We start from the raw sequence: 24,427 nt of genomic DNA on the forward strand, positions 1-24,427 counted from the left end.
TGACAAGCTGGGAACCGTATTGGAGTAGAAGTGACGTCCCGGTTTGGTTTTTGAAACTAAAACGCGAGACCAAAACTTAAAAGTTTTGTCTCGCGTTTTTACGGCTCAGCGAGGCTACATGACACGTCATATACTCATGTATCTGATACCGTAGGCGCTTACAACAGTGCCATCGTAATCTGCTGTGGCATTCAGATCTCAAGAAAGGACCGTACCTGCTCAAGCGGTTCAATCGTGTCGTCGACGCCTTCCTGGGCTGTTGCCGTATACGATGATATTATTCTTGTTTTTTCTCGTAATAATATCCTCTTATTATCAACTGTTTTGTATCTTCGGTCACTTCCTCACCAAGATCTCCTCTAACAACTTCCTCTCGTGGAAATTGTTTTGGAAAAGGTGCATAATAAAATTCTCCATGTTCAGTTACTACACTTTCCACCGGTTCTGTTCGAGCTTTTCTATCGTATTCCATTTTCCAATCTGGTAATGCTTCTTTTGGAGGAGTGGTGTCATTAATAGTCGAGTCTACAACTTGCTTAGTATCTATAAGTTCTCTGATTATAAAAAATGCGCCCATTAATACAAGACAACATGATGTTATGATTATAGATATTCTTAAACGCTTCTTATTCATGATCATCACCCCTTCTAAGATCTTATTAATTGTTAAAAAACTTAGAAAATACCATCAATATATCCATTTCCAGAAATCGCAAAATCGTTCAAATTGGTCACCATTACTTGGTATGTAACAGGAGGTACGTGATGTGCATCTTTTTTATAGTCAAGACAAGGACTTTCAAAGGACCTATGGCCGTAATATAAAATGGTAATACAATTATTGAATTAATCGCACTTCGAGGTTGTATTCCACCATTATTCAAAGGATTATCATTACCTCCAAGCCTTCTTTTTTCCCTGATTATGGCTTCATACTCAGCAACTGAATCAAAAGTATATCCGAGTGTCTCAAGTTTGTCGAAATTATAAACAAACTCATTTCCTAAAATGTATTCCACTCCATTTAATTTACCAACAGCAAATGTTTGATACCTAGCTCCATTGTAGAAAAACTCATTTTCGTTTTGAACATTATAATCTAACCCGATATAAAAATATTTAATATCTTGATATAACTCCCTATCGATATCATTAAAATAGGGTTGAATTTCATTTATGTCCTTTTTGGATATTTCTTTAATTTCTGCTATTTCAATAGAATCGACCGAAAGAATTCCGGTACGGTTTTTTTGTTGTTCTTCACCTGGGAAATCTGTTAACCGGTTATCAGGAGAATATAAATTAACGTAACTATCCCAATCCTTATATTATTAATCGAGTTAACATATTTTTTTATCACTTCTGGTACGGGACTTTTTACAAATTGATCTGAATTTGAGGCATGAATTTCAGAATTGGTGCCTATGATGCCAACAAAAGTAAAAAGAAAAGTTGCTAAGGCCATCACATATAGTTTCTTGGATTGAATCAAGACCAATACTCCTTTTGAGTTGTATATTATTAGGTTTAATGAATATACCATGCTCTTTTCTTAATTTCTCCAATAATGCTTAATAACAACCAAAAGCGACTGGAAGTTACGTGTTTAGATAAAAAAAATTTTTAGGATGCTAGAGATCCTTTTGCAGATAGCACAAGTTTTTGTCCCGAGTTGAGGACAAGAACTTACATTGCTAGTTGAATTAGAAAAGGACGTGTATTCATATCAGGGTAAGATATATGTCTAGTGTTATTCGACCTCATTAAGCAACAGGCAGGATAGTTTAAGATTATGCGCGGTGAACCGTACCCCAAGTAACGGAGAATGGTTGGTTACGGTCCAATAGAGTGAATGGGGATAATATATTATAAATTCGTTTGCATCTCGAGAGAGGTGCTTTTTTCGTTTTAAGATTCCTTACGATCCCTTCACCAATTACAGCAAGATTTGAAAAGTAAGGGCTGGCTATATTTGTTAAGTTATATTCGACAAACATAATAAGGAAGGGGCCGTAGCGAAAAAATTCAAAATAACCTCAATGTTGGTTGGAGTCAAAACCTGTCATGTCGAGAAAAGACTTGGCGATCATGTTATTAATACCTAGAAGTGGAGGAATCATCGTGAATATAGAGCACAATAAAGAGGGAAGTAAATCAATAATAACACCACATGTTCTCAAACGGTGGTCAGGATTTATGGCAGTAATAGCAGGGATACTATATATCGTCATTCAGTTTATCCACCCGACAGATGATATCTCTTCTGTGCACACAAACTCTTGGGTAGTGGTTGCATGCCTGACTATGGCTATGTCGCTCTTTAACCTGATCGGAATTACGGGATTCTATATAAGCCAAGCGAAAGAAGCGGGGTGGCTTGGCTTGGTCGGTTTCCTTTTGTTCAATCTGTTCTGGTTAATCTCAATCATTTTTAGTTTCATCGAAGCATTCGTTTTGCCGTTGTTGACAAATGATGCTGGGAAGTTCGTGGAAGGAATGGCTGGGCTCTTTGGAGGAACGGTTAGCGAGGCTAATCTGGGGATCTTCCCAATATTAGCGCCGCTCGCGGGAGTATTGTATATGCTAGGAGGTCTGTTGCTAGGCATCGCCACATTACGTGCCAGAGTCTTCCCTCGCCTTGCAGCAATTCTGCTGGCATTCGCTTCAGTAGTGACCATTGCTGCTGCAATCATCCCCCATCCGTTTGATCGGGCATTGGCGATACCGATGGGAGTTGCTCTTATATGGATCGGATATATTATTTGGTCGGAACGTAAGTAAGCAGCGAGTTAGAGATGTCTTCGATCTTCCCTATTTGGATGAAAATATAGTTCCTCTGACGGTTTGGCTCCTCGGTGCAACATTAAATTTCCAGATCGTCAGGGAGTTTCTTGATTGGTGCATAGATATGGTAGGTTGAATCCAGATTGTGGACGTCATTAAAAACCTGGATAAGTTCAATATCCGATTGATCAGACTCTTGCTTGGAAATCTTTAAGAATCTTGCATAGTCTGTTTTGAGCACTTCTCCAATATCAAGCAGGTCGCCAAAATAGTTGAACCTCGCACAAAAAATAGTCGGTACATCAACCGTGAAATAAAAGCGTTCATGAATTTGAATGTCACTTGGGATTCCGAACAGAACTTTGAACCGGGTTGAATTGGGTTGACAGTTTGAATAAATGACAAAACAAGAACCATTTATGTTGTCATCAATATGATTCAACAGCATTTTGGAATGAGAGTGAATCTTCTTCTTGTAATCATCAGTGGCTAGGTCTACTTCAAAGGCAATCCCGCTTATTCGGGTCTCTTTGAACTCTGTCAGTGTGAAATCCGTGACGACATCACCATTCATATTTTTAAATGGTCTTTTAACCACAGTAGGTATTGGAGTCGGAGAGATTTTTTTGGACCCTGCTCTTAGCGAACTCGGAGCTACTCCGTAATGTTGTTTGAATGCCCGGGTGAATGAGGCTTGCGTACCAAAGGCTAACTGATAAGCAATATCGGTTAGCGACAAGTTGTTGTTATAAATGAGTGATAAAGCGGCATTCAATCTTCTAGATAGGATGTACTGATTTAACGAACAGCCCATCATGGCAGAGAAAAGCCTATGAAAATAATATTTAGACATATTGAAAGTAAGAGCAACGGATGACACGGATAAAGGCTGTTCTAAATTCTCCTCAATATGAATCAATGCTTGCTCTATTATCCTATGATGGTTCATACTAACTCCCTTCGTCACCCGCAGTAATTTTTTGTGCTAAGTATACCACACGCGTTATACCGCTTAGAAGGCAATTCGCAATTCGCGAATTGTTAAACAGAGGCTCCTCATTATTTGCATAGAATTAGGGGGGGAAATACGAAAAAACGGTCAGAATGACTGACCGATTCTGTCAGGGATAAGGGGTTATAATTGGTTATAAATAAGTCGATGTGTTATGAGCGGTGCTATACATATTGGATTAGGAGGAACGAAAATGGATTGGAATTACTATGATACGTTTATTACCGTTGCTGCAGATTGCCCTGTTGAGACCGGAACGCAGCCGCCGGACAAGAAAGACGGAAAAACCAAGCCGGGCATCGAGTTTGAGTTAATCACGAATCATCCGTACGGCTATACCCAAGAGGAGCTCTTGTACGAAGTGCATATCCGGCACAAGAACATTCCGGAGACGGAGTTAGCTGAGAGAGGGAACCAGATTCGAGACGAGTTTTATATGAAGCCGCAACCATGCTTGAGAGCATCGATGCTCCCGAAGAAATACGGGTGGGGTATTCATTTTAATGCGAAGGGGCAAATCGCGATCGTTCCGGTGGAATCCCCCGACTATTGGCGCTTTGTGGAAGGAGCCAACGGGAAGGTGAAGCTGCTCGCCGCCATGAGAAACAAGAAGAAGTGAGTGCAATCACAGGTTCAGTAAACACATGTTTGATTTGATCTGTGTCACCCATACAAAAAAACCACCCCTAAAGCCTACGACAAACGTAGTCTCTTTAGGGGCAGCACCATTTAACTTACATATAACTCCAATTGCCTCGCCCTACAACCTACTTCGCACTCGGCAGCAATTTATTCAACAAGATCGCTGCAAGCGAAGCAGCCAGAATCGGTGATCCGAGTAAATACTGCACGAACGTAGGCAGTGTGTACAAGAAATCTTTAGGAATAAGTACTAACGCTAACGTCAAAATCATCGGGATGGCGATAATGTACATTTCTTTTTCGCCGATTTTTACGTTCTTCATGACCTGGATCCCGTTAATCGAGATGATGCCGCAGACGATGGCGAATACGCCGCCGATGACCGCGGTTGGGATCGAAGAGATCAGCGCGGCCAATTTGCCGGAGCAGCCGAAGAGAACAAACCATCCGCCTACCGCCAGGAAGACCCGACGACTGGCCACACCCGTGATGGAGATAATGCCCGCATTGGTGGAATAGCCGGTAACCGGCGTGGAGCCGAGTCCCGAAGCAATCAGGCAGCTAATCCCTTCACCAACAACCCCACGGTTAATGTTCTTATCCGTTAACGGTTTATCAATGACATTGCTGATGGCAAACCATGTACCCGTCGTTTCTGCCAGCAGGACGAGATAAATAATGATCATGGTGATGATCGCCGAGAAGTCGAAGGAGAAGCCAAAATCCTTAAACGGAATCTGCGGCATGCTGAACCACTTGGCGTTTGCGACAGCGCTGAAATCCAGCACCCCCATAAAGTTGGCCGAGATACATCCGATAATTAACGCGACCATCACGGACGTAACGCGGAATATCGCGCCTCTCGTGCGGAACAAAGAACCCAGGATCACGAACAGGATGAGTGCAGCCGCTGAGATCAGGGCCAGCAGCACGTTCTGATTGATGGTTGCGTCCGTGGCGCCGTAGATATTGTCTCGAATGGCAACAGGCAATAAGGACAGACCCACGATGAAGATGATCGTGCCCCCGACAATAGGCGGGATGAAGGAAGTAACGATTTTATTGAAGATTCCTGTATACCCCAAAATAATCACGAGGATCGCGCCAATTAAGCTCGCGCCCAGCACCGAACTCCAACCCATCTCTCCGCCGCCGCTGGCGGCATATATCGCGACAATCGCGCCGAGCGGAACATAGGAAGGGCCTTGCGCCATCGGCAGCTTCATACAGAAATACGTTTGCACGATCGTGGCAAGCCCGGCCGCAATAAACGTGGATTGAATCAATGCGCTAGATTGATTGGGCGCTAAGCCGATAAGCATGGCAATCAGGAAAGGGACAACATAGACGTCCATCGCGACGACATGCTGTAAACCGAGAATGGCGGATTTTCCGAAAGATATTTTGCCGTCGGGCGGAACCGTTAAATGCTGTGATTTTGTTTGCGTGTCATTTAGCTCTTCTGCTTGTGTTTTCACTCCGCTGGACACCTCGAATGTTAGGATGAATTGCTTGTTGAACAACCTCTATTTTCTTAACGCGTATGAACCTTTTCCCCTTGCACCCACACCTCGCGGATATGCTCAGGCCGTGCCAGATACATGATCTTCTGAAAAATATCTTGTATGTCTTCAAACTCGTCAAAAATCGGCAGCTTCGCAGATGGAAGTCTCGTATCGATCACCTGCACATCCCACGCGTAGTTTTCTTGAATGCGACCGATTGGCAGGCTCAGACTTTCACCGCCCCCGGCCGTAGCCAGATAGAATGCCTCATGGACCGTAATCCGCGAGTCGGGTACCCCGCGAGCTTCCGCAGGAAGAGAGGTGTTCACGCCATCTTCCAGCATCCGCGAAGACATCACGGCTTGCCTTATATTATCGAAGAGGCTGGGCGAGAAGCCGCCGGATAGATCCGAGCCTAAACCAATCTCCACATTTTTAGCATGGAAGCGAGCGACCGGGATGACGCTGTTAGCGAAATACGCGTTGGATATCGGGCAGTGCGCGATCGCGGTGCCCGTGTCAGCGAACAATTCGGCATCCTGATCATCAAGGAAATTACAATGAGCCATGACCGATTTATCGCGCAGCAGGCCAAAATCATGCAAGGCAAACGCATCGTTTTTCTGGAATCGCTCTTTCACATACCCGTGCGCCCAATCGCTTTCGCTGCAGTGGGACTGCACATACGTATCGTATTTGGCTGCCAGCTCGCCTAGACCCTTCAGCCCCTCATCCGTACAGCTTGGAATGAAGCGTGGGGTGACGACGGGATACACGCCTTGTTTTGTGGTTTTGGCGAGTTCCTGTACAGCGATGATAAATTCCTCCGTATCCGCCAGTGCGGTGGATGTGTCCGCATCGCGGTAGTAATCCGGATTCTGCTCGGGGTCGTCCATGACGACCTTTCCGACAAGTCCGCGCTGGCCCTTGCTCGCACAGATTTGGGCTAACAACAAACTGGCTTCTTTATGCACCGTGGCAAAATAAAGGGCTGTCGTTGTTCCGTTGGCCAGCAGGGTGCTTACCACATCGTCGTAAACCTTTTGCGCAAACTCCAGATCGGAGAATTTGGATTCCAGCGGGAACGTATAGGTATTCAGCCAATCATAGAGTGGAATGTCCAATGCGGTTCCGGATTGAGCCCATTGCGGGGCGTGAACATGCAAATCGACAAAGCCAGGCAGGAAATACTGCCCTTCCTCTAGTCGGTGAAAGCTGTCCGTGCCTTGATACGTATCCAGCAAGGATTGATAGTCGGCATCTTCCGGTGCCACGACTCGCTCAATCATGCCGTCCGTGTTGACGCAGTAAAGATAGTCTCTCAATACTTGAATTTCTTTGGGGGATTTGCTTGAAAAAGAAGTCCCTTGAAATAATAACATATATTTACTCATGTTTACCGCCTTAATGTTCGTTTTTTGGAGCGCTTTTGTCATTATAGTTCGTTAAAAAAGAGATGTCCATAGTTTAAAGACGAATAGATGGAACGTGGAACAAATCAGGTGACTGCTAGGATTGAGGAGATGTCGTTGTGGAATCATGAGGGGCTAGGTTGAAAATAGAGTCTGATTATTTCATACGTGCTAAAATAGAACCATCATACGCTGTTATTGGAGGTATCTTCATTGAACATTCAACTGGGCCATTTTGAAGTGAATTCCGGACAATTGGTTGTGGCCGATCCTTGTTATGAATTGGATACGAACATTATTATCATGGGCGTGTTGGAAGCCGTATTGAATGGAACGTGGGTAGGGGAAGTGGAGAAGGTGGAGATCCCGGACTGGGGCGAAGCCAACGCCAAGCTGACGGCTTACCATCACTCGGTAGCAGAACAGGGGGCATTTCTGGAGTGGATCAAGTGTCCTTTTGTGGCTGGAGTGGACAGCGGGCAGGCGGGGATTTTTGATGTTCAGAAGTACCGAATTCCGGATGCGAATTCAGCATCGGATAGCTCGGACACGGATACGGACTGGTATTATGCCTGCTGCGACATCACCGAGAGCGGGGAAGAAGCAGGTGTCCTGGATGGGGGCGTCGTATCTCGTACCGGCATCGGTGATGGTGCATACGGCGTGTATAAGGCCGTGAATGAGCAGGATCAGGTGGTTGGCGTGAAAATTGTGTTTATTAAGAAGTAGTCGAGCGCTAACGGAAAAATGAATAAGAGCAAGTATAAACAGTCATGGAAGGTAACACTTTTATGGCTGTTTTATTAGGGATACACCATGATGCCAACCAAGCCTGTCACTATACTAGAGAGAATAGAGGCATATTGGGGCTTCTGTACCATATGGAAGGATGAAGGCTTTGCTTCATCCAACTGGCATACTCCAATACCTTCAATATGAAGGACTCTGGAACCTTTTCCATATCCTAGAAGATGGATACAATAAGGTCCAATGAAACGTTGGAGAGGATGCAAATGCCTAGAATACTTGTCCCGCCTGAGGTGTTGATTCGGGTATCGGAGGAAGCCGCCAGGGCAGCGGAAGAACTGGAGACGACCAAGAATCGGCTGGACCAGCAGATTACGTATATGATGTCTTCGTGGGAAGGAACGACCCGTTCGCGGTTTTTCGAAGATTTTCAGCGTGCCCATGGCGAAATGAATAAAACGATTGAACATTTACGGATCATTGGCCAGGAATTGAAGGCCATTGCTTACCGGTTCATCTCAGCTGATATGCGTGAAGATATCATGATGGCGGCATCGGCAGCGGGCGCTGCGAACGAGCCCAAAACGTTCTGGGACCATGCGGGGGACTTCTGGCAGGGGCTGCAGACCGGGGCGAAATCCGTAGCAAATTCGGTAAAGGATACGGCTACGTCCTTGGTGGAAGACCCGCTTGGCACTGCCAAGGACATGGCCTATAATGCAACTATCGGGACGGCGGAAGAGATCATCGACACGGCGGTCTGGGGAGGCAAAATGATTTTTGATGCCGATACCCAGGAGAAATTCGCCGCAGACGTTGAGGCGTCGGGCGGCGCGTCCAATTATATGGGACAGCAGGCTGCCATGATCATGGCCGGTTTAGCCACACGCCGGATCGGCGTGAAGACTCACCCGCACCTGAAGCATGATTCGGGTGGGGATGGGGGGAAGGTTGAGGGGTCGGGGAATGGCGGTATACCAAAAGGTTTTGAAAAACTTGCAAAATCAGCAAATGATATTAGCAAGAAAGCCAAAGAAGGAAAAATTAAATACGCAAGTAACTATCATGGCCGACTCGGAAAAGAAAAGGAGTTAGAAATACTATCTAATCCTGATGCGGTTTATGTAGCAGGTAATAATTCACAGAACTATATCTATAGGAAGGGAGGAAATGTGGTAATAGTAGAAAGCAAAGGGAGTTCCAAAGGAAATACAATTACCAGTTATGGACCGGATGGAGCAAGAGGAGAAAGTGGTGCTGCAATTTTTGGTGGTAAAGCCACAGAACCAGGAATGCCCGTTACAAATGAGGCAATTGTAAATGGAACCATCCCAACTCCTGGTGGAGGGGCTTTGCCCCCTGCTACTCAAATATTACCATGAAAAATATGAAAATTAATATTGATGTTAAACAGTCTTTAAGTAATACAGAGGTTAGATGGTACCTGACGAGTCAAATTGTATGGATTGGTAAGGAGAAGAATTACAATGAAATTGAAGAACTAAAAAATACAAGCTATGGAAGTTTTAATTGGTTGTGGTCTGAAGCGGATACTATATTATTTAATGAGGAGGACTTGGATTTTATAGGAGCAGTAATAAAGTTAAATGAGCCGATAGCAGTAAAAAAAGGTGGAATGGATATAAACTTGGTTGAAGAGAAGGTTGGGAACATCAAAATAAGTGAGAAGAGGAATTTTAATTGTAAGTTATCGGATTTTGCCGAGTACTATTTTGAAGATGATATATTACTGTCATATTCAGATAAATGGAACGGAACAAGCCAATCCATTGAAATAAAATTGACCTCAGACTTTTCGGTTGTTCTACAGAATAATGAGATGTTGGGGATTGTAATATATAATGCTAGTAAACATCTACTACCAGATGGCATGTACCAAGTAGTTGAAAATGAAGCTGTTAACGCAGACTTATGTATAAAACTTTGCAATTTTTTTGAATTGCTTGAGAAAATGGACGATGATTTGGCTGAGGAATCGGAATTGAAAAATGCTTTTATGGAAATTTACGAACAAGCATTGCCTTATGATGAACCGAATTATATTGCTCTAAGAGACACTATAATAAATGTAGTAGACTATATGTGAGCTTGAAAAAACGATTACCCCTTGGTAAAGTTTGGTTGGCTGTCCAGTACTGAATGAACCGCTTTACTTCACCACTATCAAAATTTACGCAATAGACTTACATAAAACAGGTTAATGATGTGACCTGTTTTTTTATTTTCGCTTTTCTTGCGCCGCAAAATGGTTAGGAATAAGTCTTTTTGCACGTGCAATCTATGGGAGTGTATTTTATCTTGTTTGATCCATGTGGGGGGAATTTTAAAAAATTATGACCGCTTCCTGCTCCATACCTGAGTAGAGTAGAAGTTAAGCAAGTTAACCCAAAATGGAAATGGACAATGGATTCTGAAGGGAACTTTCATAAAGAGAAGTCCTAAGAGAAAACAGTCCTCATTATGATGAGTCAATTGCTAATGATACGCATATTCCCTTTACTCCATAATATTGAATGAGGCGAAATAATTGAATATAGAAGAACTAAAGGCAACACTCTCTGGATCGACCACCGAGGAAAAAACAGAGATATTAAGCCACTTTTGTGATATTTTCGAATCCTATAACAATTCAATTGAAAATTTCAATGATATAGTTACAGTATTACTCCATTTCGGTATTAAAGAAGAGAGTTTAGATATGAAGGAAGAAGTATTTAGTACAGTACTATCCGCAGCAACTTATAAAAACATTGAGGGGACAAATTTCGATATTTTAGCTGACAATCTTGAACGTCTGCCTGAGGAGTGTCTCCATTCCGCATTGACGATACTAAGCTTTACTTTCAAAAAGGAGTATTTACCCTATCTAAGCAAGTATTTAGAACACAAAAACAGTAGCATCAGAGCAGGTGCAATAAATGCGATTAATGAAATCGAAGGTTACTGGTCTAAAAGGAAAAACTAAAGTAACTTATAGAGTTGCTTCTTAGCAAGCAACTCTATTGTGACCATTAACCCAACAGTAACAAATGTTTTTTGATGTTTAAAATGGAGTTTGGGGATAGAAAAATGGATACGCTTGATAAACTTCCAAAGGCTTACTCCAACTTAAAAATGTGCAAGGAACAATCTTTCTTACGTGTATTACATGAAACAATCTAACATATGGATTAGAGTACGCGATTAGGGGTGACCGCACATGTTTACTATTTCTTTTAAAGCATATGATAATTTTGATGATATTAAACAAATGTCAACTGAACAATTTGACCAGAAAAAACAAGATATTGAAGGGATCATTGAACTAAATTTTAACGGCAATAAATACGGGTTATTCTTTGATGATTGTCCTTTTGGCGAGGAAAGGCTTGTTCGATGGTTTGTTGACTTATTAACGATAGCCAAAAAAATAAAAGAGCATAATTACGTTGCGTATCGAATTCCGGATAGTGCAAACCTATGGCTTGAATTTATTTTGCATGAAAAAGAGCTGAGTGTGAGCCTGGTAGAGGATGTTGATCGAGAATCAATAATAGATCTTTTTATTGATAAACCATACAAGGAATTTAAATATTCACAGTGGAACGGAAGTATAATCAGAACAGTTTCTTTTGTGGAGGAAGTAATAATAAATGCAAACAAGTTGTTGAATTTTATATCGGTGTTGAATCCTCAACTATTAAATAGCGAGAATATTCAACTATTAAAAAATAAAGTGCGTGAGCTAAGTTTATAATTTTTGGTCCATGGGAGTATGAATTAGAATTAGATGATGAAGGATGGGTAAGCATTGAACAGATTCTAATTGCGCTGCGCCGTGACAAACAATGGGAATCTATAACCGAAAATGATTTAGTTGAAATGATTGATAAATCAGATAAAGCACGGCATGAAATTTTGAATGGAAAAATCCGAGCCTTGTATGGTCACTCTGCACCCAAAAAAATATTGAAAGTAATTGGAACTCCGCCAACATTACTTTATCATGGGACAGCTAGACACTTAGTCGAACAGATTTTGCACGAGGGACTTCGACCAATGGGTAGACAGTATGTTCATCTATCCGTTGATAGAGAAACAGCATATTTGGTCGGAAAGCGTAAAGATCCTAGTCCCGTGCTGCTAGTAGTTCGAGCTGAGCAGGCTTCAAATGAAGGATGTAACTTTTATCAAGGCAATGATGCTGTATGGTTAGCTGACAGTGTTCCTGCGAGGTTCATTTCAGAAGAATAGATAGAAACATCGCAGTCGAGCGAAAACTCAGGGCCGTTCCCTGTATTCGCTCGGTTTTTCGTTATGACAGCCCCTTCCTATGAACTTGAAACAAAATTGAGACAGTCTCTGTTCCATAGTTATATTACACTTAATTGGAGATGTCGAAATTTATCAGATCACGGAGTATATCTATAAATCATCGATTGTACTGATGCAAAGGAGAAACCTGTTTATGAAAAAAATGTCCATCATGTTGGCAGTAACGCTCATTTTTTCGATGGTGCTTGCTCCCTTGGCTTCCGCTCAGCCGGTGGTCCGGGCTGGTAACGACTCGGTTCCGGTTGAAGCGGACGGTTGGGTGTGGGTCGGGACCGCAGAAGAACTGGCTTATATCAATCGGAATCAAGCGTCTTACCTGGATCGGAATATCCGATTGACCGGCGACATCGATATGACCGGATACGATTGGGTGCCCATAGCCGATGAAGCGACCGTCTTCAGCGGTATTTTTGACGGAAGGGGACACTGGATCGAAGGTCTCACCATCGAGGGAGGGTCTCGGCAGTATGTCGGTTTTTTCGGCCGCGTATCGGGGACCATCCGTAACCTGGGCATTTCAGCTCAAGTCAACGGCGGCAGCTATGCCGGCGGATTGGTGGGCCATCTGTTGGGCGGTAGCATCATCAACTCGCATTCGCAGGGCTCTGTTGCGAGCGGCAATATTACTGGTTACGGAGGCGTGAGCGTAGCAGGCGGCTTGGCCGGGGCGGCCAATGGGAATTCGACCATTCTTCGCTCATCTTCAACCGCTGCCGTCAAAAGCGGCGATGCCTCCAACCAATATGCCGGAGGGCTTGTCGGTTCCCAAGGTGCAGGCTCCATTAGTGACTCTTATGCCACAGGAACGGTGACCAATTCGGGTGGCGATCACTTTTTCTTTGGGGGCGGATTGGCCGGACAAATGATATACGGAACGATCACCAATAGTTATTCTTCAACTGCAATCATGCAATCCGGAAGCGTCACATATTACACGGTGGGCGGTTTTATCGGAATCGTGACGTATTCATCCATCGACGCCTCATATTACAATAACACAGCATCGGGCCAAACCATTGGCGTGGGGGTTGGGGATATCATAGTCTCACCTCATCTCACGGGCCTTACGACCAACGAAATGAAGGAAGCATCCAATTACCAAGGCTGGGATTTCACCGATATCTGGGCCGTCGATGCCGGTATTAATGGCGGATATCCTTATTTTCGTCCGGACATTTTGACAACCGATTTACCGCGGGCGGACAAGGACACCCCTTATTCCTTGGTCCTTGAAGCTTTCGACGGCGCAAGGGGGGGGTTGACTTGGAACGCCTCCGGACTTCCTGACGGCCTAGCGTTGACGGATCACGGCATGCTCAAAGGCAGACCTACGGTGAGCGGTACGTTCCCGGTTACAGTTTCTGTGACCGATGCGGGCCAGAACACCGTTAGCGCAGTCTTAACTTTGTATGTGGATGAACCGGCACCGGACATTGACGGGCTTGCTATTCGTCCAGGCAGCGCGAACGGTTCGACGAGCGTGACGGCGGTTCCGGGTAATTCGGGGCATACGTTTGCTTATTTGCTCGGGCCAGATGCCGGTGAGCGTCCCCTATTGGGAGATGCTCTGCCTGGCGAAGCAGCCTTGTATTCGTTAGGTACGGACATTGTGGATCCAATCCCGGGTCAATATCTCCAGGTATTTGAACTGGATGCACAGCAGCGCATCCAAGCGTGGAGCGTTATCCAAGTGGAAGCGAGCCATATTCGTAACACAATCCCCGTTACGGGGGTGAGTTTGGATCAGACGACTCTGACCCTTACGGCAGGAGGTGCTTCACAGAAGCTGACATCCGTCCTTTTGCCGGCGAATGCGACGAATCAGGCGGTATCCTGGAGTTCCAGCGATCCGGCCGTCGCCCAAGTGGATCAGAGTGGCGAGGTGACGCCGATCGCTGAAGGTACGGCGGTCGTTACGGTGACGACCGTAGACGGCGGGTTCACGGCCACCGCAGCAGTGACGGTACAATCGGCTCCAACAGATACGGGGACGGTGACCGGCGCAGTCTACGGTACAGGGAATACACCTCTGGTCGGTGCGGCGGTATCGGTGGGCGGAACGAAGGATATGACCGACGCTGAGGGGAGATTTGCGCTGAATAACGTAGCGGCAGGCCGCCATGAACTCACGGTGACGGCAGCGACATATAACGATTATGCGACAAACGTAAATGTCTTAGCCGGGGAGACGGTTGACGTAGGACGCATTGATCTGAGAGCTGCCTATACCCCAGAACCGGAACCCCCATCCTATAGCTGGGTTCCGGTTCCTGCCCCTTCCCCTGCGCCGGACCCAAGAAAGATCGTAACGATCAACGGCAAACAAGTTCGGGTCACCGCCAAAAAAGAGCAGGATCATGACGGGCGCACCGTTCTGAGACTGATACCGGACTCCGATCTGGTTCGGTCATGGGCCGCTGGCGGGGAGGATATCGTCATCGACATCGATAATGAGGATCCGGTGGTGAAGGTCGATTTTCCGGCTGAAGCGCTGCAGGTTCTCCTTGCGGCCAAACCGAATGCAGCCATTCGGATTGGGGTGAACGGGGCAAGCTACAGCGTTCCGCTGCACGTGCTGAGCGACCTCCCGAACCGAACGACCGTAACGGTTGTCATTGCGAGAATGACGGATTCTGCAAGCCGTGAGCTGGAAGAGGAATTGACAAGTCAAGGCTATGACATGCTGGCTAGGCCGACGAGCTTTGAGCTATACAGCGACGGCAATGTAAAAATCGAAGCGGAAGGCACGTATTTGGAGCGCACATTCTCAATGAAAGGTGCGGCAGAATCCGACCATTCCACCGTCGTGCGGGTGGATGGCGCAGGGAAGCCGCGCTTCGTCCCTTCCGTTTTTGAAGGGGAGACAGCGACTTTTTATGACGCATATAATGGCGTGTTCACCGCGGTTCGCTCCAACCGAACCTTCGAGGATATCCAGGGACATTGGGCGCAAAGCGACATCGAGCGGATGGCGAACAAGCTGATCGTGAACGGATCGGCTGACGGCACGTTTGATCCTAACCGTACGGTGACCCGCGCCGAGTTCGTCGCGATGCTCGTGCGTACGCTCGGACTGGCCGAGAAACCGCAGCTAGCTTCCTATTCGGACGTGGGGCCGAACGAAGTTTGGTATGCCGGTGCGATAGGGGCCGCATCCGCGGCTGGTTTGATTGAAGGCTACGCCGACAGTTCGTTCCGACCGGACGCTGCGGTCACGAGAGAGCAGGTGGCGGTGATGCTGGCCAGAGCCGTTCAATATGCCGGCGAGCTTCCGCTACAGGACACATCTGCGTTGGAAAGCTTCTCGGACCATGACCAGGTATCCGAGTGGGCTAAGGGATCGGCTGCCGACCTACTGGCCGCGGGCATGATCGAAGGCGTTGGGAACGCGGCGTTCGCTCCGCAGGCGTATGCTACGCGCGCTCAAAGCACGGTTCTCTTAAACCGAATGCTGCTCTACTTGAATTTCATGAACTGACTGCAGCCGAATAGCTGGCGCGCACATTCCAACCGAGAATGTGCGCGTTTTTTTGCGTTTATTCCGTAAGGGAGCCTATTCGTAGACTCGAAACATAGTATAGTATAAAAAAATAGCAGGTTTACTAGTTGTAAGATTCAACGGGCGAAAAGTGGATGGAGTGAGATGTAACGAATGGAGAAGATTGCAAAACATCGCATCATCGGTTTGGATCGGGAAATGATGAGTTTCACGGATTGGCTGGCGGATCCCCGGGCGCAGACATCCATTTTTTCAATATCAGGAATTGGCGGCATTGGCAAAACAACGCTGCTGCTGCAAATGGCCCGGAAGGCAAGGCAGTCCACGGTGCGTTCCCTTTGGCTGGAAGGGCAAGGAGGCTTAACGACGTCGGGCGCTTTTTTGGCGAGTCTGGAGATGAGTCTTGCAACGGAATACGGCAGAACCAGGGCTCCGGAATCCGCGCTGCTGCCATACATCATTAACGAGCTTCAGCTGCAGCGTACCGTGTTGTTCATAGACAATGGCGAGGAGATCGAAAAGCTGGAAGGGTGGCTGTTCTCCAGCTTTCTTCCTGAGTTGAAGTCCGCCCGCGTGTTGATCGTATGTGCCTCGCGCAATGGACTGCCGCTCAAGTGGCAGACGAATCCCGAATGGAAGTCCCAAATCCAAAGGTTCCCTTTGCGGCTGTTTACGCGAGAAGAGGTCTACGATTATTTAGACGGCAGCGGCTTGTCTGCGGAATCACAAAGGGCTATTGCCGAGAAGACGGAAGGCCATCCGTTGTCGCTTGCCTTGACCGTGGATATGCTGCTATCCGAGTCTGTGGAACAGTGGGATGTATGGCGAGAGGTTCCGGCTGTATTGAGCGCCGAATTTTTACGGGAAGCGGCTTCTCCTGGCGTGTACCGCGCGCTGACGGTTTTGTCGCTTCTGCCTGCAGCCGACGAGAACATGCTGAACCGGTTGTTGGATACGCCCTTGGAAGGGGCGGACTATTACCATCTGAGGGCACTTTCGTTCGTACGGGATACGGCGGATGGGATAACGCTGCACCAGGTCGTTGCTCGAATGTTACGGAATGACTTCGCGCGCAGAAACTCCGCACAATTCGAAGCGGTTCGCCATCAGGCGTTCGTTCTGCTGGCGGAACGATTTCATTCGGTCGATCAACGGATGCAGATGCGCCTGAGCACCCACATCTTGGAGCTGTACCGCGAATTTTTGCCCTCGGCCCATGCATATGCCAATTTCTCGTCAAGCCTGAAACCAGGCGAACAGAAGCCGTTCCGGCAGGAGGATATGCCGTATTTGCAGCGTTTTTTGAAGGCGTCTATTCGGGGTTCGGACTGGCAGTCCGAGCTGGTCGACTCAGCCGATTACCCGGTTTTGCTGGAGGAGATTGTAGCTCATTTTCCAGAAGGAATCTTTATCGTGCGGGATGAAAAAGGGACGCCCCTGGCGTTTTGCGCAGGCGTATGGCTGCATGCCTTAAGTATGCCCTTGTTGGAACGATATGCGCCTGGGTGCAGGGGGATGCTGGGAGAAGAGGCTTCTTCGCTGCATCAGCTTCCTCCGGAGGCGGCCGATACGATATTTGTGCTGTTATCCGCGGTAAATGCCGAACAGTCCCTGTATCGTCCCGAAGAGCTGGGGGCTTTGCTGATGCAGCAATGGCTGGTCCGCATGACCGGTGGTCTGCGGGGGATTTTGGCGGCGGGGGATCCGCAGTTGAATTCCTTATTGTCGATCCTGGGATTCAAAGCATGCGGGAAAGCGACGGGATATGCGGGCATCGAATTGACGACATGGGAGCTGGATTTTAGGCAAACGAGCTTTGATCAGTGGATTCAGCCGATCATCCGGCAAACGGAGACAGCAGCAGGACAACCGGCATATCAGCGGGAGGATGAGTATCCCTGGGCCATTGATAGAAGCGTAATGAAGCAAATGCTGGAACGGCTGTTCGATCCGGACAAGCTGGAGGAACTCCCTGTCGTTCGGCGATTGGGTTGGGACGGGATGCAGGTGAGAGACATCATTCAAGGGATTCTGGCCGACGGACGTCCGATGGAACCTTTGACGCTGTTGGAGAAGGAGATTCTCATCGCAAGTTATCTGCGCAAGGACCGGAACAAAAGCCAGCTCGCAGCATCCTTCCATATGAGCAGAGCCACCTTTTACCGTCATATGCGTTTGGCCGAAAAACATCTGGCTTTTGTGCTAAGCGATTTGATGAGGTCCGGATTCTGAGCACGCATATACTGGGGCTTCTGTACCATATGAGAGCGTGAAGGCTTCGCTTCATCCAACTTGCATACTCCAATGCCTTTGATATGAAGGACTCTGGAACCTTTTCCATATCCTAGAAGATGGATACAATAAGGTCCAATGAAACGTTGGAGAGGATGCAAATGCCTAGAATACTTGTCCCGCCCGAGGTATTGATTCGGGTATCGGAGGAAGCAGCCAGAGCAGCGGAAGAACTGGAAACGACCAAGAATCGGCTGGACCAGCAGATTACGTATATGATGTCTTCGTGGGAAGGAACGACCCGTTCGCGGTTTTTCGAAGATTTTCAGCGTGCCCATGGCGAAATGAATAAAACGATTGAGCATTTACGGATCATCGGCCAGGAATTGAAGGCCATTGCTTTCCGGTTCATCTCAGCGGATATGCGTGAAGATATCATGATGGCGGCATCGGCAGCGGGCGCTGCGAACGAGCCCAAAACGTTCTGGGACCATGCGGGGGACTTCTGGCAGGGGCTGCAGACCGGGGCGAAATCCGTAGCAAATTCGGTAAAGGATACGGCTACATCCTTGGTGGAAGACCCGCTTGGCACTGCCAAGGACATGGCCTATAATGCAACTATCGGGACGGCTGAAGAGATCATCGACACGGCGGTTTGGGGAGGCAAAATGATTTTTGATGCCGATACCCGGGAGAAATTTGCCTCAGACATCGAGGATTCGGGCGGCGCGTCCAATTATATGGGGCAGCAGGCTGCCATGATCCTGGCTGGCTTGGCCACCCGCCGGATCGGCGTGAAGACCCACCCGCACCTGAAGCATGATTCGGGTGGGGATGGGGGGACAGGGACCGGGACCGGGCAGGAGGGAACGGAACAATCTCCAGTCCCAACAAAACCGGGTGGAGGAAGTAATCCCAATGATTTTGTTAACCCGCACTCTGAAAAGCACATGTTTGATCCAAGCAAGCCCTCAACCCCTAATCGTACACAATATGGTCAAAATGTTGATGTAGAGGGATTAAGGCAAGAAACCATGACTAATCCTGATAAAGCATATTCAAACTGGCCGAATCCTAATAACCCTAACACTCAAAGAATAACTAAGTACTATAAAGAGTTTGACGGTAACATTAGTACACCTGACACGGTAACAGGAAGCCATAGAGTATTTGAAAACTTGGATGACCCTACGAGAAGTTCCCATTTTCCTTACTTTCCAAGAAAATAAATTTGGGTGGTGTAAAAATAAAATATGAACGACTTGTTGTATCATGCTTACTTATCTGAAGGTCATGAACACCATGCTTCTGTTGAAGAGATTATGTCAGGCGGCATAAACTTTATGACAAAATCAAACAACCGATATAGCAACGGTGGTAGGGTGAAACTTGAGATTACAGAACGGTTCAGACCTTTCAATACACCAGATTGGGTTAACTTCAGAGAAGCAGTCGGAGTAGATCTGGTTAATCGTTTTACTAAATCTTTTTGTTTCCCGGTGTTTACGGATAGGATCCTAGTCTTTGATGGAGATATTTCTCTTTCTATATACGATCAAGCATTTTATGAGGATTTGAAGGATACCGATGAAGAAGCACTGAATTTTGATACAGGTGAAAGTATTGAACATTGGATAAATTTGTATTGGGGGAGTTTGATGACACTTGAAGAATACAATGCGACGAAGCCATATCCAAAGCCGGAAGTATTAGTCTTTGACTCCATTCCTAAAGAGATTATTCAAGTATGTGAATAATAAATTTTTGAGCCTTGGACTGGCTTGTGCTTTTTAATGTTTATTTTTGTAAAGGAATTTGTAGAGTGATGTAACTCGATAATTATTATTCGATTGCTCATTTACAGTTAGTGAAGAAACCCCAAAAAAAGGACGTGACATGGAAATGACCGCACAGCGATCCTTCCCATCACGTCTTTTTGGCGTGGATTATCCTTTATTCAGCAGCCGATAAAGCGTGAGCGCTAATTGAATCTGGAATAACTCGTCTGCGTTTTTTAAGCTGGAATTCAGCAGCTCTTTGATTTTGTCGATGCGATAGATAAAGGTGTTGCGGTGGATGATTTTGTAATGTGAAATAGACCCCTTTGCTAATTATAAAAAGAGGAAAAAACATCATATATTCGAATATACTCTAGAAACCATAAGAAGAGAGGGTACGCTGATGAATATGCAGACGCTAGCAGAGAAAACGAGTGCCGGCTTGTTTAACGATATCCTACAACGTGACTTTTCGCAGGACATGATTTCGGAATTGGAACAGATGAACGCAGTCCAATTGGAAAACAAATTGAAAGACATATTAGCAGTACCAATAGATATATCCAAGGAGAGAGTATTCGAATATCTTCAACTGTATTATTCAGCATCCTGGCAGAATCTCTTCACGGAGCTGAATGTGCCCCGTGCTTTAAGTCTCTTGGAAGTCGGTGCAGGCGATGTCATTTACATTCCCAAGGCATTAGACGCCTATTCTCATGAAGCGGGGTCATACGTGACGGCCAACCTCAATAGGGACCTGACACGAAATTTCCAGGAGAAAACGAAAGGAATGGACGTCAGCATACGGGTTGTCGAGGACGATGCCGCCAATATCGGTTTATATTATCCGGAGTCCTCTTTTGACGTTGTCGCTTATCACCACGCTATTAACGATATCATCCAGACCATTATTGCTGAACGTGAGGGCATTGATACAGTAAATCAAGATTGGTGGACGATCGAACCTCTCATGCTGCAAGCGGTGATGGATTATCACCGCAAAGGTACGCTAAAAGATGCAGCGTATCAGGCGTTTATCCAAATCATAGACACAAGCTGTAAGCAGTTAAAGAGCGGAGGATACATGATATTCGATAACATTACCTATGCCGGATATGATGAAATGGGTTATTCCTCCGAATTTCACAACGACTATATACAACTGGCTAGAAGTTGGATCAGCGAAGCGAATCTAGGTCTGGAAGAGATCGAAGTCGATTCGTATGATAAGCAATGGTGGATGATATGGAGAAAAGTATGAGCTCCTTATCGAAGTCATTGTCAGGAGGGATTTAGTAGTGAGTAAGCCGGTTATGCAGGTCGCTCTGGTCGTCGGACCGGATTGCGATATGGAGAGCCAAGCCGTAAGGGCGGCTCTGGAGTATTTCGGGGTGCGCGTCTTTACATACTGGATCGGGAGGCCGAATGATCTGATCTCCGTCTTGTCAGGCGATGATCTATATGAAGGCACCGATATGATGTTGTTGAACTTTCACGGGGATGAGGGCAGCATGATCATGCCGGAGCTTGGCGAAGAGGTATACGATGAGGATGAGCCGAGGGGCGGCTTCGGGCCAGGCGAAATTAAGCGTTATGCGAATTTGGACGGGAAGACGGTGATCGTGAACGGCTGCTCGCTGGGGGATCCAGCCCTGGCCGACGCTTTCCTGGATCGGGGCTGCAGGATGTATATCGGGCCGGCTGACTATCCGGACGGCAACGATGCGCTGATGTTCGTTCTCCGGCTGTTCTATGAGATCGTTCAACAGGGACGGGACGTGAAGGAAGCCTTTGCGCAAGCGGTGGCGATGAGTAGTGAGCTATCCATGTACCGGCTGTATGAACGACAGGAATCATAGATAAAGATTCTACACCCCTGCTCATGCCTAGCAGGGGTGTGTGCAAATATAAGTACGATAGAGTACCTCTAGTAACTATTCCCCGTTCTATCCATTCTTCTCCTCGAAATATTCCTGATACTGGCTCGGCGTGACGTGGGCGTACTTCTTGAAGATGCTGATAAAATACTTGTAATCACTGAATCCGATATCCTGCGCGATGGTATAGACCTTGTTGTCGCCTGACTTCAGTAACTCGATCGATTTCTGGATACGGTAACGGTTAAGAAATTCATTGAAGGTATAGCTTGTCTCTGCCTTGAATTTCTGGTTCAGGTAATAAGCGCTTAAGCCGAGCTCTTCCACGAGGTCATGAATGCTGATCTTCTTGGCATAGTTCTCCTGAACATAGGCGATCATTTTGGACACGTATTTCGAGGTTTTGGTTTCCTTCTCCAGAAATTTGCTGTTCAAAATCTCTTCTTTTTCCTGCGGATGATTCGAAATTACTTCATATTTGCGGATTAAATCCACTTTGGCTTTGGCTGATTCGAGTGCCGCTACCAGTTGGTCATCCTCTAAGGGCTTCACCAGGAATTCGGTGACGCCTAGCTGAAGTGCCTGCTGCGCCAGGTGGAATTCATTATAACCGGAGATAATGATGCTGCTGAAGGTATGCTGCCGCAGTCCTTCCCGAATCATCGAGATACCGTCCATAATCGGCATGGTGATGTCGGTTATGACGATATCCGGCTTCAGCTCGCAGATCTTCTCGTAGCCGTCCTGTCCGTTCAGTCCTTCTTCAATGACGATGCAATCGTATTGAACCCAATCGATGCTGAACCGGATGCCCCGGCGAATCATATCCTCATCTTCGACCAGCAGTACTTTAAACATGATATTCACTCCATTCGTAAGGAATCGTAAGGACGACACAGGTGCCTTTTCCTGGGTTGCTGTCAATATGGATGCCGGACGCTTCGCCATATAGAAGCACCAAACGGCGATGAACGTTGTACAGCCCGATATGCTGCGTCGTGTTTGTCTGGCTTTGCAGTATCTGGTTCACTTCCTGCAGTCTCTCTTTACTCATGCCTTGCCCGTTGTCGCGAACCTCGAGAATGAGCTTGCCGGCGGAGGTGTAGATGTTAATCTCGATCAGCACATCACTTTGATTCTCATACCCATATTTGATAGCGTTTTCGATAATCGGCTGCAGCAGAAGCTTGGGGACGTACACATCCAGCGTTTCCTCTGCTACGGTAATCCGATAGTCCAGCCGGTCATTGAACCGGATTTGCTGCAGCTTCAGGTAATCCCGGACATAATTCATGTCATTCTTCAGCTGGACGCTGCGGTCATGTCCGATGCTGTATCGAAGCAAACGGGATAGGATCAGCACGATCTCCTGGGCTTGATTCGCGTCAATCTTAATGGCATAGCGCAGCGTTTCGAGCACATTAAAAATAAAATGCGGATGGAACTGCGATTGCAGCTGCTTCACCTCGATAATCGTGCGGAGCTCCGACAGCTCTTTATTTTTCTCGATCAATTCCTTCAGCCGATCCAGCATCACGTTGTACTCATTGCCGAGTATTTGAAACTCGTCATTCGTCTGAATGTCGACATAACCGTTGAAGTTCCCTTCGCGCAGCTGGGCCAAAGCGTGTATGAGTTTATCGATCGATTCGGAATTGCGCGCCGACATTTTGTTCGCCAGGAACTGGATCAAGACCCATAGCAGCAGGCTGGCCGCAAGGACAAAGAAAGAAACCGTATAATAGGTGTATTGCTCCGATTTGTAGGAATTCAGCGTAATGACTTGAATCGGCGTGCCAGGAATTCGTTTGGAATATTTGTAGTACTTGCCCCCGTTCAGCAGAACATGTCCCTTGTTATCGACCTTGGGGTTGAATTTGTTGAGCACGCCTTTGGTCACATTGCTTGTCGTGGCAATAATGGTGTTGTGTTCATCGGTGATCAGGGCGATTTCATTATTTTGCTCGAAAATCACCTTCTGGATGTCCGATTCGTACAGCTGATAGATGATATAGCCTATCGTCTGCTGGTCCTTCACGATGGCTTTGCCGAACGTGTAGCTCGTATCGCGGTCATGCGAATAGCGGAAGCTATTCATTTCGGTTAGCGTGTCGCCGGGCCGCTGTTCAATCCGGTGAATGAGGTTGCCGAAGGCAAAATTGGAGTACAGCGCATCCGCCGGGGCGGAACTGGCCAGGAAGACGCCATCGGTATTGACGATATGAAAAATACTTTTGATCTTCTGCCGGTTGTTGAAATCATAGAACTCGGAATATACTTGTTCGCTGCCCAGATGGGAGCTTACATAGTTGATTACGGTTGGAGATTCGGCCATCCGCTGAATCTCCTCCTCATACTGCCGATATACGCCGGATATGGACTGGCTGATGGACTGGGCGGCTTCGGTCGTTTTTTGGGTTAAGTTCAAACGGCCGTTCATAATCGTGAACGCCAAGAACAATACGATTAAGATGGAGAAGGGGATCATCGCATAGACGCGAAACAAATGACGGGTGGATTCCTTGAAATTACGATAAGGTGTTGGTTTCATGCTGCCCTCCATCTGCGATAAGAACCTCGATCCTATTATACCGACTCGCGGTT

At 46.6% G+C, this 24,427-nt stretch carries 21 protein-coding genes; 14 read left to right on the plus strand and 7 right to left on the minus strand.

Features of this window, described 5'->3' with window-relative positions; genetic code table 11:
* Positions 1-277: 277 nt before the first annotated feature.
* Entirely contained in the window at positions 278-634 is a 357-nt protein-coding gene (locus MHH82_RS05410) for a hypothetical protein (RefSeq protein ID WP_332296525.1), read from the minus strand.
* A gap of 1,430 nt (positions 635-2,064) precedes the next feature.
* Between MHH82_RS05410 and MHH82_RS05415 the strand changes: the two genes are divergently transcribed.
* Complete coding sequence (locus tag MHH82_RS05415; protein ID WP_340964066.1) at positions 2,065-2,781, plus strand: hypothetical protein; 717 nt, start codon at positions 2,065-2,067, stop codon at positions 2,779-2,781.
* Positions 2,782-2,863: 82 nt separating this feature from the next.
* On the opposite strand, the gene MHH82_RS05420 is transcribed toward MHH82_RS05415, so the two are convergent.
* Positions 2,864-3,733, minus strand: a complete 870-nt coding sequence (locus tag MHH82_RS05420; protein ID WP_340964069.1) for a helix-turn-helix transcriptional regulator — start codon at positions 3,731-3,733, stop codon at positions 2,864-2,866.
* A 256-nt stretch (positions 3,734-3,989) separates the two neighbouring features.
* Between MHH82_RS05420 and MHH82_RS05425 the strand changes: the two genes are divergently transcribed.
* The gene (locus MHH82_RS05425) at positions 3,990-4,415 is read left to right on the plus strand and encodes a DUF6157 family protein (protein WP_340964072.1); all 426 of its coding nucleotides are present in this window, start codon (positions 3,990-3,992) and stop codon (positions 4,413-4,415) included.
* 148 nt (positions 4,416-4,563) lie between these two features.
* Here the strand turns inward: MHH82_RS05425 and MHH82_RS05430 are convergent, their stop codons facing one another.
* Positions 4,564-5,916, minus strand: coding sequence for a uracil-xanthine permease family protein (locus tag MHH82_RS05430; RefSeq protein ID WP_340964075.1), 1,353 nt, complete (start codon positions 5,914-5,916; stop codon positions 4,564-4,566).
* Positions 5,917-5,972: 56 nt separating this feature from the next.
* On the minus strand, positions 5,973-7,337 hold the full coding sequence (gene guaD / locus MHH82_RS05435) for a guanine deaminase (protein WP_340964078.1): 1,365 nt from the start codon (positions 7,335-7,337) through the stop codon (positions 5,973-5,975).
* A 231-nt stretch (positions 7,338-7,568) separates the two neighbouring features.
* Between guaD and MHH82_RS05440 the strand changes: the two genes are divergently transcribed.
* The 10 genes from MHH82_RS05440 (at position 7,569) to MHH82_RS05485 (ending at position 19,925) form a co-directional block, all read left to right on the plus strand.
* Entirely contained in the window at positions 7,569-8,084 is a 516-nt protein-coding gene (locus MHH82_RS05440; RefSeq protein WP_340964079.1) for a DUF4241 domain-containing protein, read from the plus strand.
* A 284-nt stretch (positions 8,085-8,368) separates the two neighbouring features.
* A complete protein-coding gene (locus tag MHH82_RS05445; protein WP_340964081.1) occupies positions 8,369-9,484 on the plus strand; it encodes a WXG100 family type VII secretion target in 1,116 nt (371 codons plus the stop codon).
* 5 nt (positions 9,485-9,489) lie between these two features.
* Positions 9,490-10,209, plus strand: a complete 720-nt coding sequence (locus MHH82_RS05450; RefSeq protein WP_340964083.1) for a hypothetical protein — start codon at positions 9,490-9,492, stop codon at positions 10,207-10,209.
* A gap of 441 nt (positions 10,210-10,650) precedes the next feature.
* Positions 10,651-11,088: a hypothetical protein gene (locus MHH82_RS05455; RefSeq protein ID WP_340964086.1), complete on the plus strand. Its 438-nt coding sequence runs from the start codon at positions 10,651-10,653 to the stop codon at positions 11,086-11,088.
* Positions 11,089-11,322: 234 nt separating this feature from the next.
* The gene (locus MHH82_RS05460; RefSeq protein WP_340964088.1) at positions 11,323-11,859 is read left to right on the plus strand and encodes a hypothetical protein; all 537 of its coding nucleotides are present in this window, start codon (positions 11,323-11,325) and stop codon (positions 11,857-11,859) included.
* Positions 11,859-12,356, plus strand: a complete 498-nt coding sequence (locus MHH82_RS05465; protein ID WP_340969826.1) for an RNA 2'-phosphotransferase — start codon at positions 11,859-11,861, stop codon at positions 12,354-12,356. The genes MHH82_RS05460 and MHH82_RS05465 overlap by 1 nt, the downstream gene beginning before the upstream one ends.
* Before the next feature lie 214 nt (positions 12,357-12,570).
* Positions 12,571-15,915 (plus strand): S-layer homology domain-containing protein, encoded by a 3,345-nt coding sequence (locus tag MHH82_RS05470; RefSeq protein ID WP_340964091.1) that lies wholly within the window; start codon positions 12,571-12,573, stop codon positions 15,913-15,915.
* A 174-nt stretch (positions 15,916-16,089) separates the two neighbouring features.
* Positions 16,090-18,168 carry an ATP-binding protein gene (locus MHH82_RS05475; RefSeq protein ID WP_340964093.1) on the plus strand — a complete coding sequence of 693 codons (2,079 nt, stop codon included), beginning with the start codon at positions 16,090-16,092 and terminating at the stop codon, positions 18,166-18,168.
* Positions 18,169-18,329: 161 nt separating this feature from the next.
* Positions 18,330-19,397 carry a WXG100 family type VII secretion target gene (locus tag MHH82_RS05480; protein ID WP_340964095.1) on the plus strand — a complete coding sequence of 356 codons (1,068 nt, stop codon included), beginning with the start codon at positions 18,330-18,332 and terminating at the stop codon, positions 19,395-19,397.
* Between the two features lie 24 nt (positions 19,398-19,421).
* On the plus strand, positions 19,422-19,925 hold the full coding sequence (locus MHH82_RS05485) for a DNA polymerase III (protein ID WP_340964098.1): 504 nt from the start codon (positions 19,422-19,424) through the stop codon (positions 19,923-19,925).
* Between the two features lie 189 nt (positions 19,926-20,114).
* Here MHH82_RS05485 and MHH82_RS05490 read toward each other — a convergent pair whose 3' ends face one another.
* Positions 20,115-20,264: a helix-turn-helix domain-containing protein gene (locus MHH82_RS05490; protein WP_340969827.1), complete on the minus strand. Its 150-nt coding sequence runs from the start codon at positions 20,262-20,264 to the stop codon at positions 20,115-20,117.
* A gap of 85 nt (positions 20,265-20,349) precedes the next feature.
* On the opposite strand from MHH82_RS05490, the gene MHH82_RS05495 reads away from it, so the two are divergent.
* Together MHH82_RS05495 and MHH82_RS05500 are read left to right on the plus strand one after the other, a co-directional pair.
* The gene (locus MHH82_RS05495; protein WP_340964101.1) at positions 20,350-21,207 is read left to right on the plus strand and encodes a hypothetical protein; all 858 of its coding nucleotides are present in this window, start codon (positions 20,350-20,352) and stop codon (positions 21,205-21,207) included.
* 37 nt (positions 21,208-21,244) lie between these two features.
* Positions 21,245-21,805 (plus strand): delta-aminolevulinic acid dehydratase, encoded by a 561-nt coding sequence (locus MHH82_RS05500; RefSeq protein WP_340964104.1) that lies wholly within the window; start codon positions 21,245-21,247, stop codon positions 21,803-21,805.
* A gap of 87 nt (positions 21,806-21,892) precedes the next feature.
* On the opposite strand, the gene MHH82_RS05505 is transcribed toward MHH82_RS05500, so the two are convergent.
* Positions 21,893-22,681: a response regulator transcription factor gene (locus tag MHH82_RS05505; RefSeq protein ID WP_012819231.1), complete on the minus strand. Its 789-nt coding sequence runs from the start codon at positions 22,679-22,681 to the stop codon at positions 21,893-21,895.
* Positions 22,674-24,374, minus strand: coding sequence for a sensor histidine kinase (locus tag MHH82_RS05510; RefSeq protein ID WP_340964109.1), 1,701 nt, complete (start codon positions 24,372-24,374; stop codon positions 22,674-22,676). Before MHH82_RS05510 ends, MHH82_RS05505 begins: the two co-directional genes overlap by 8 nt.
* Positions 24,375-24,427: the final 53 nt, after the last annotated feature.

The organism is Bacillus sp. FSL K6-6540 (assembly GCF_038007545.1).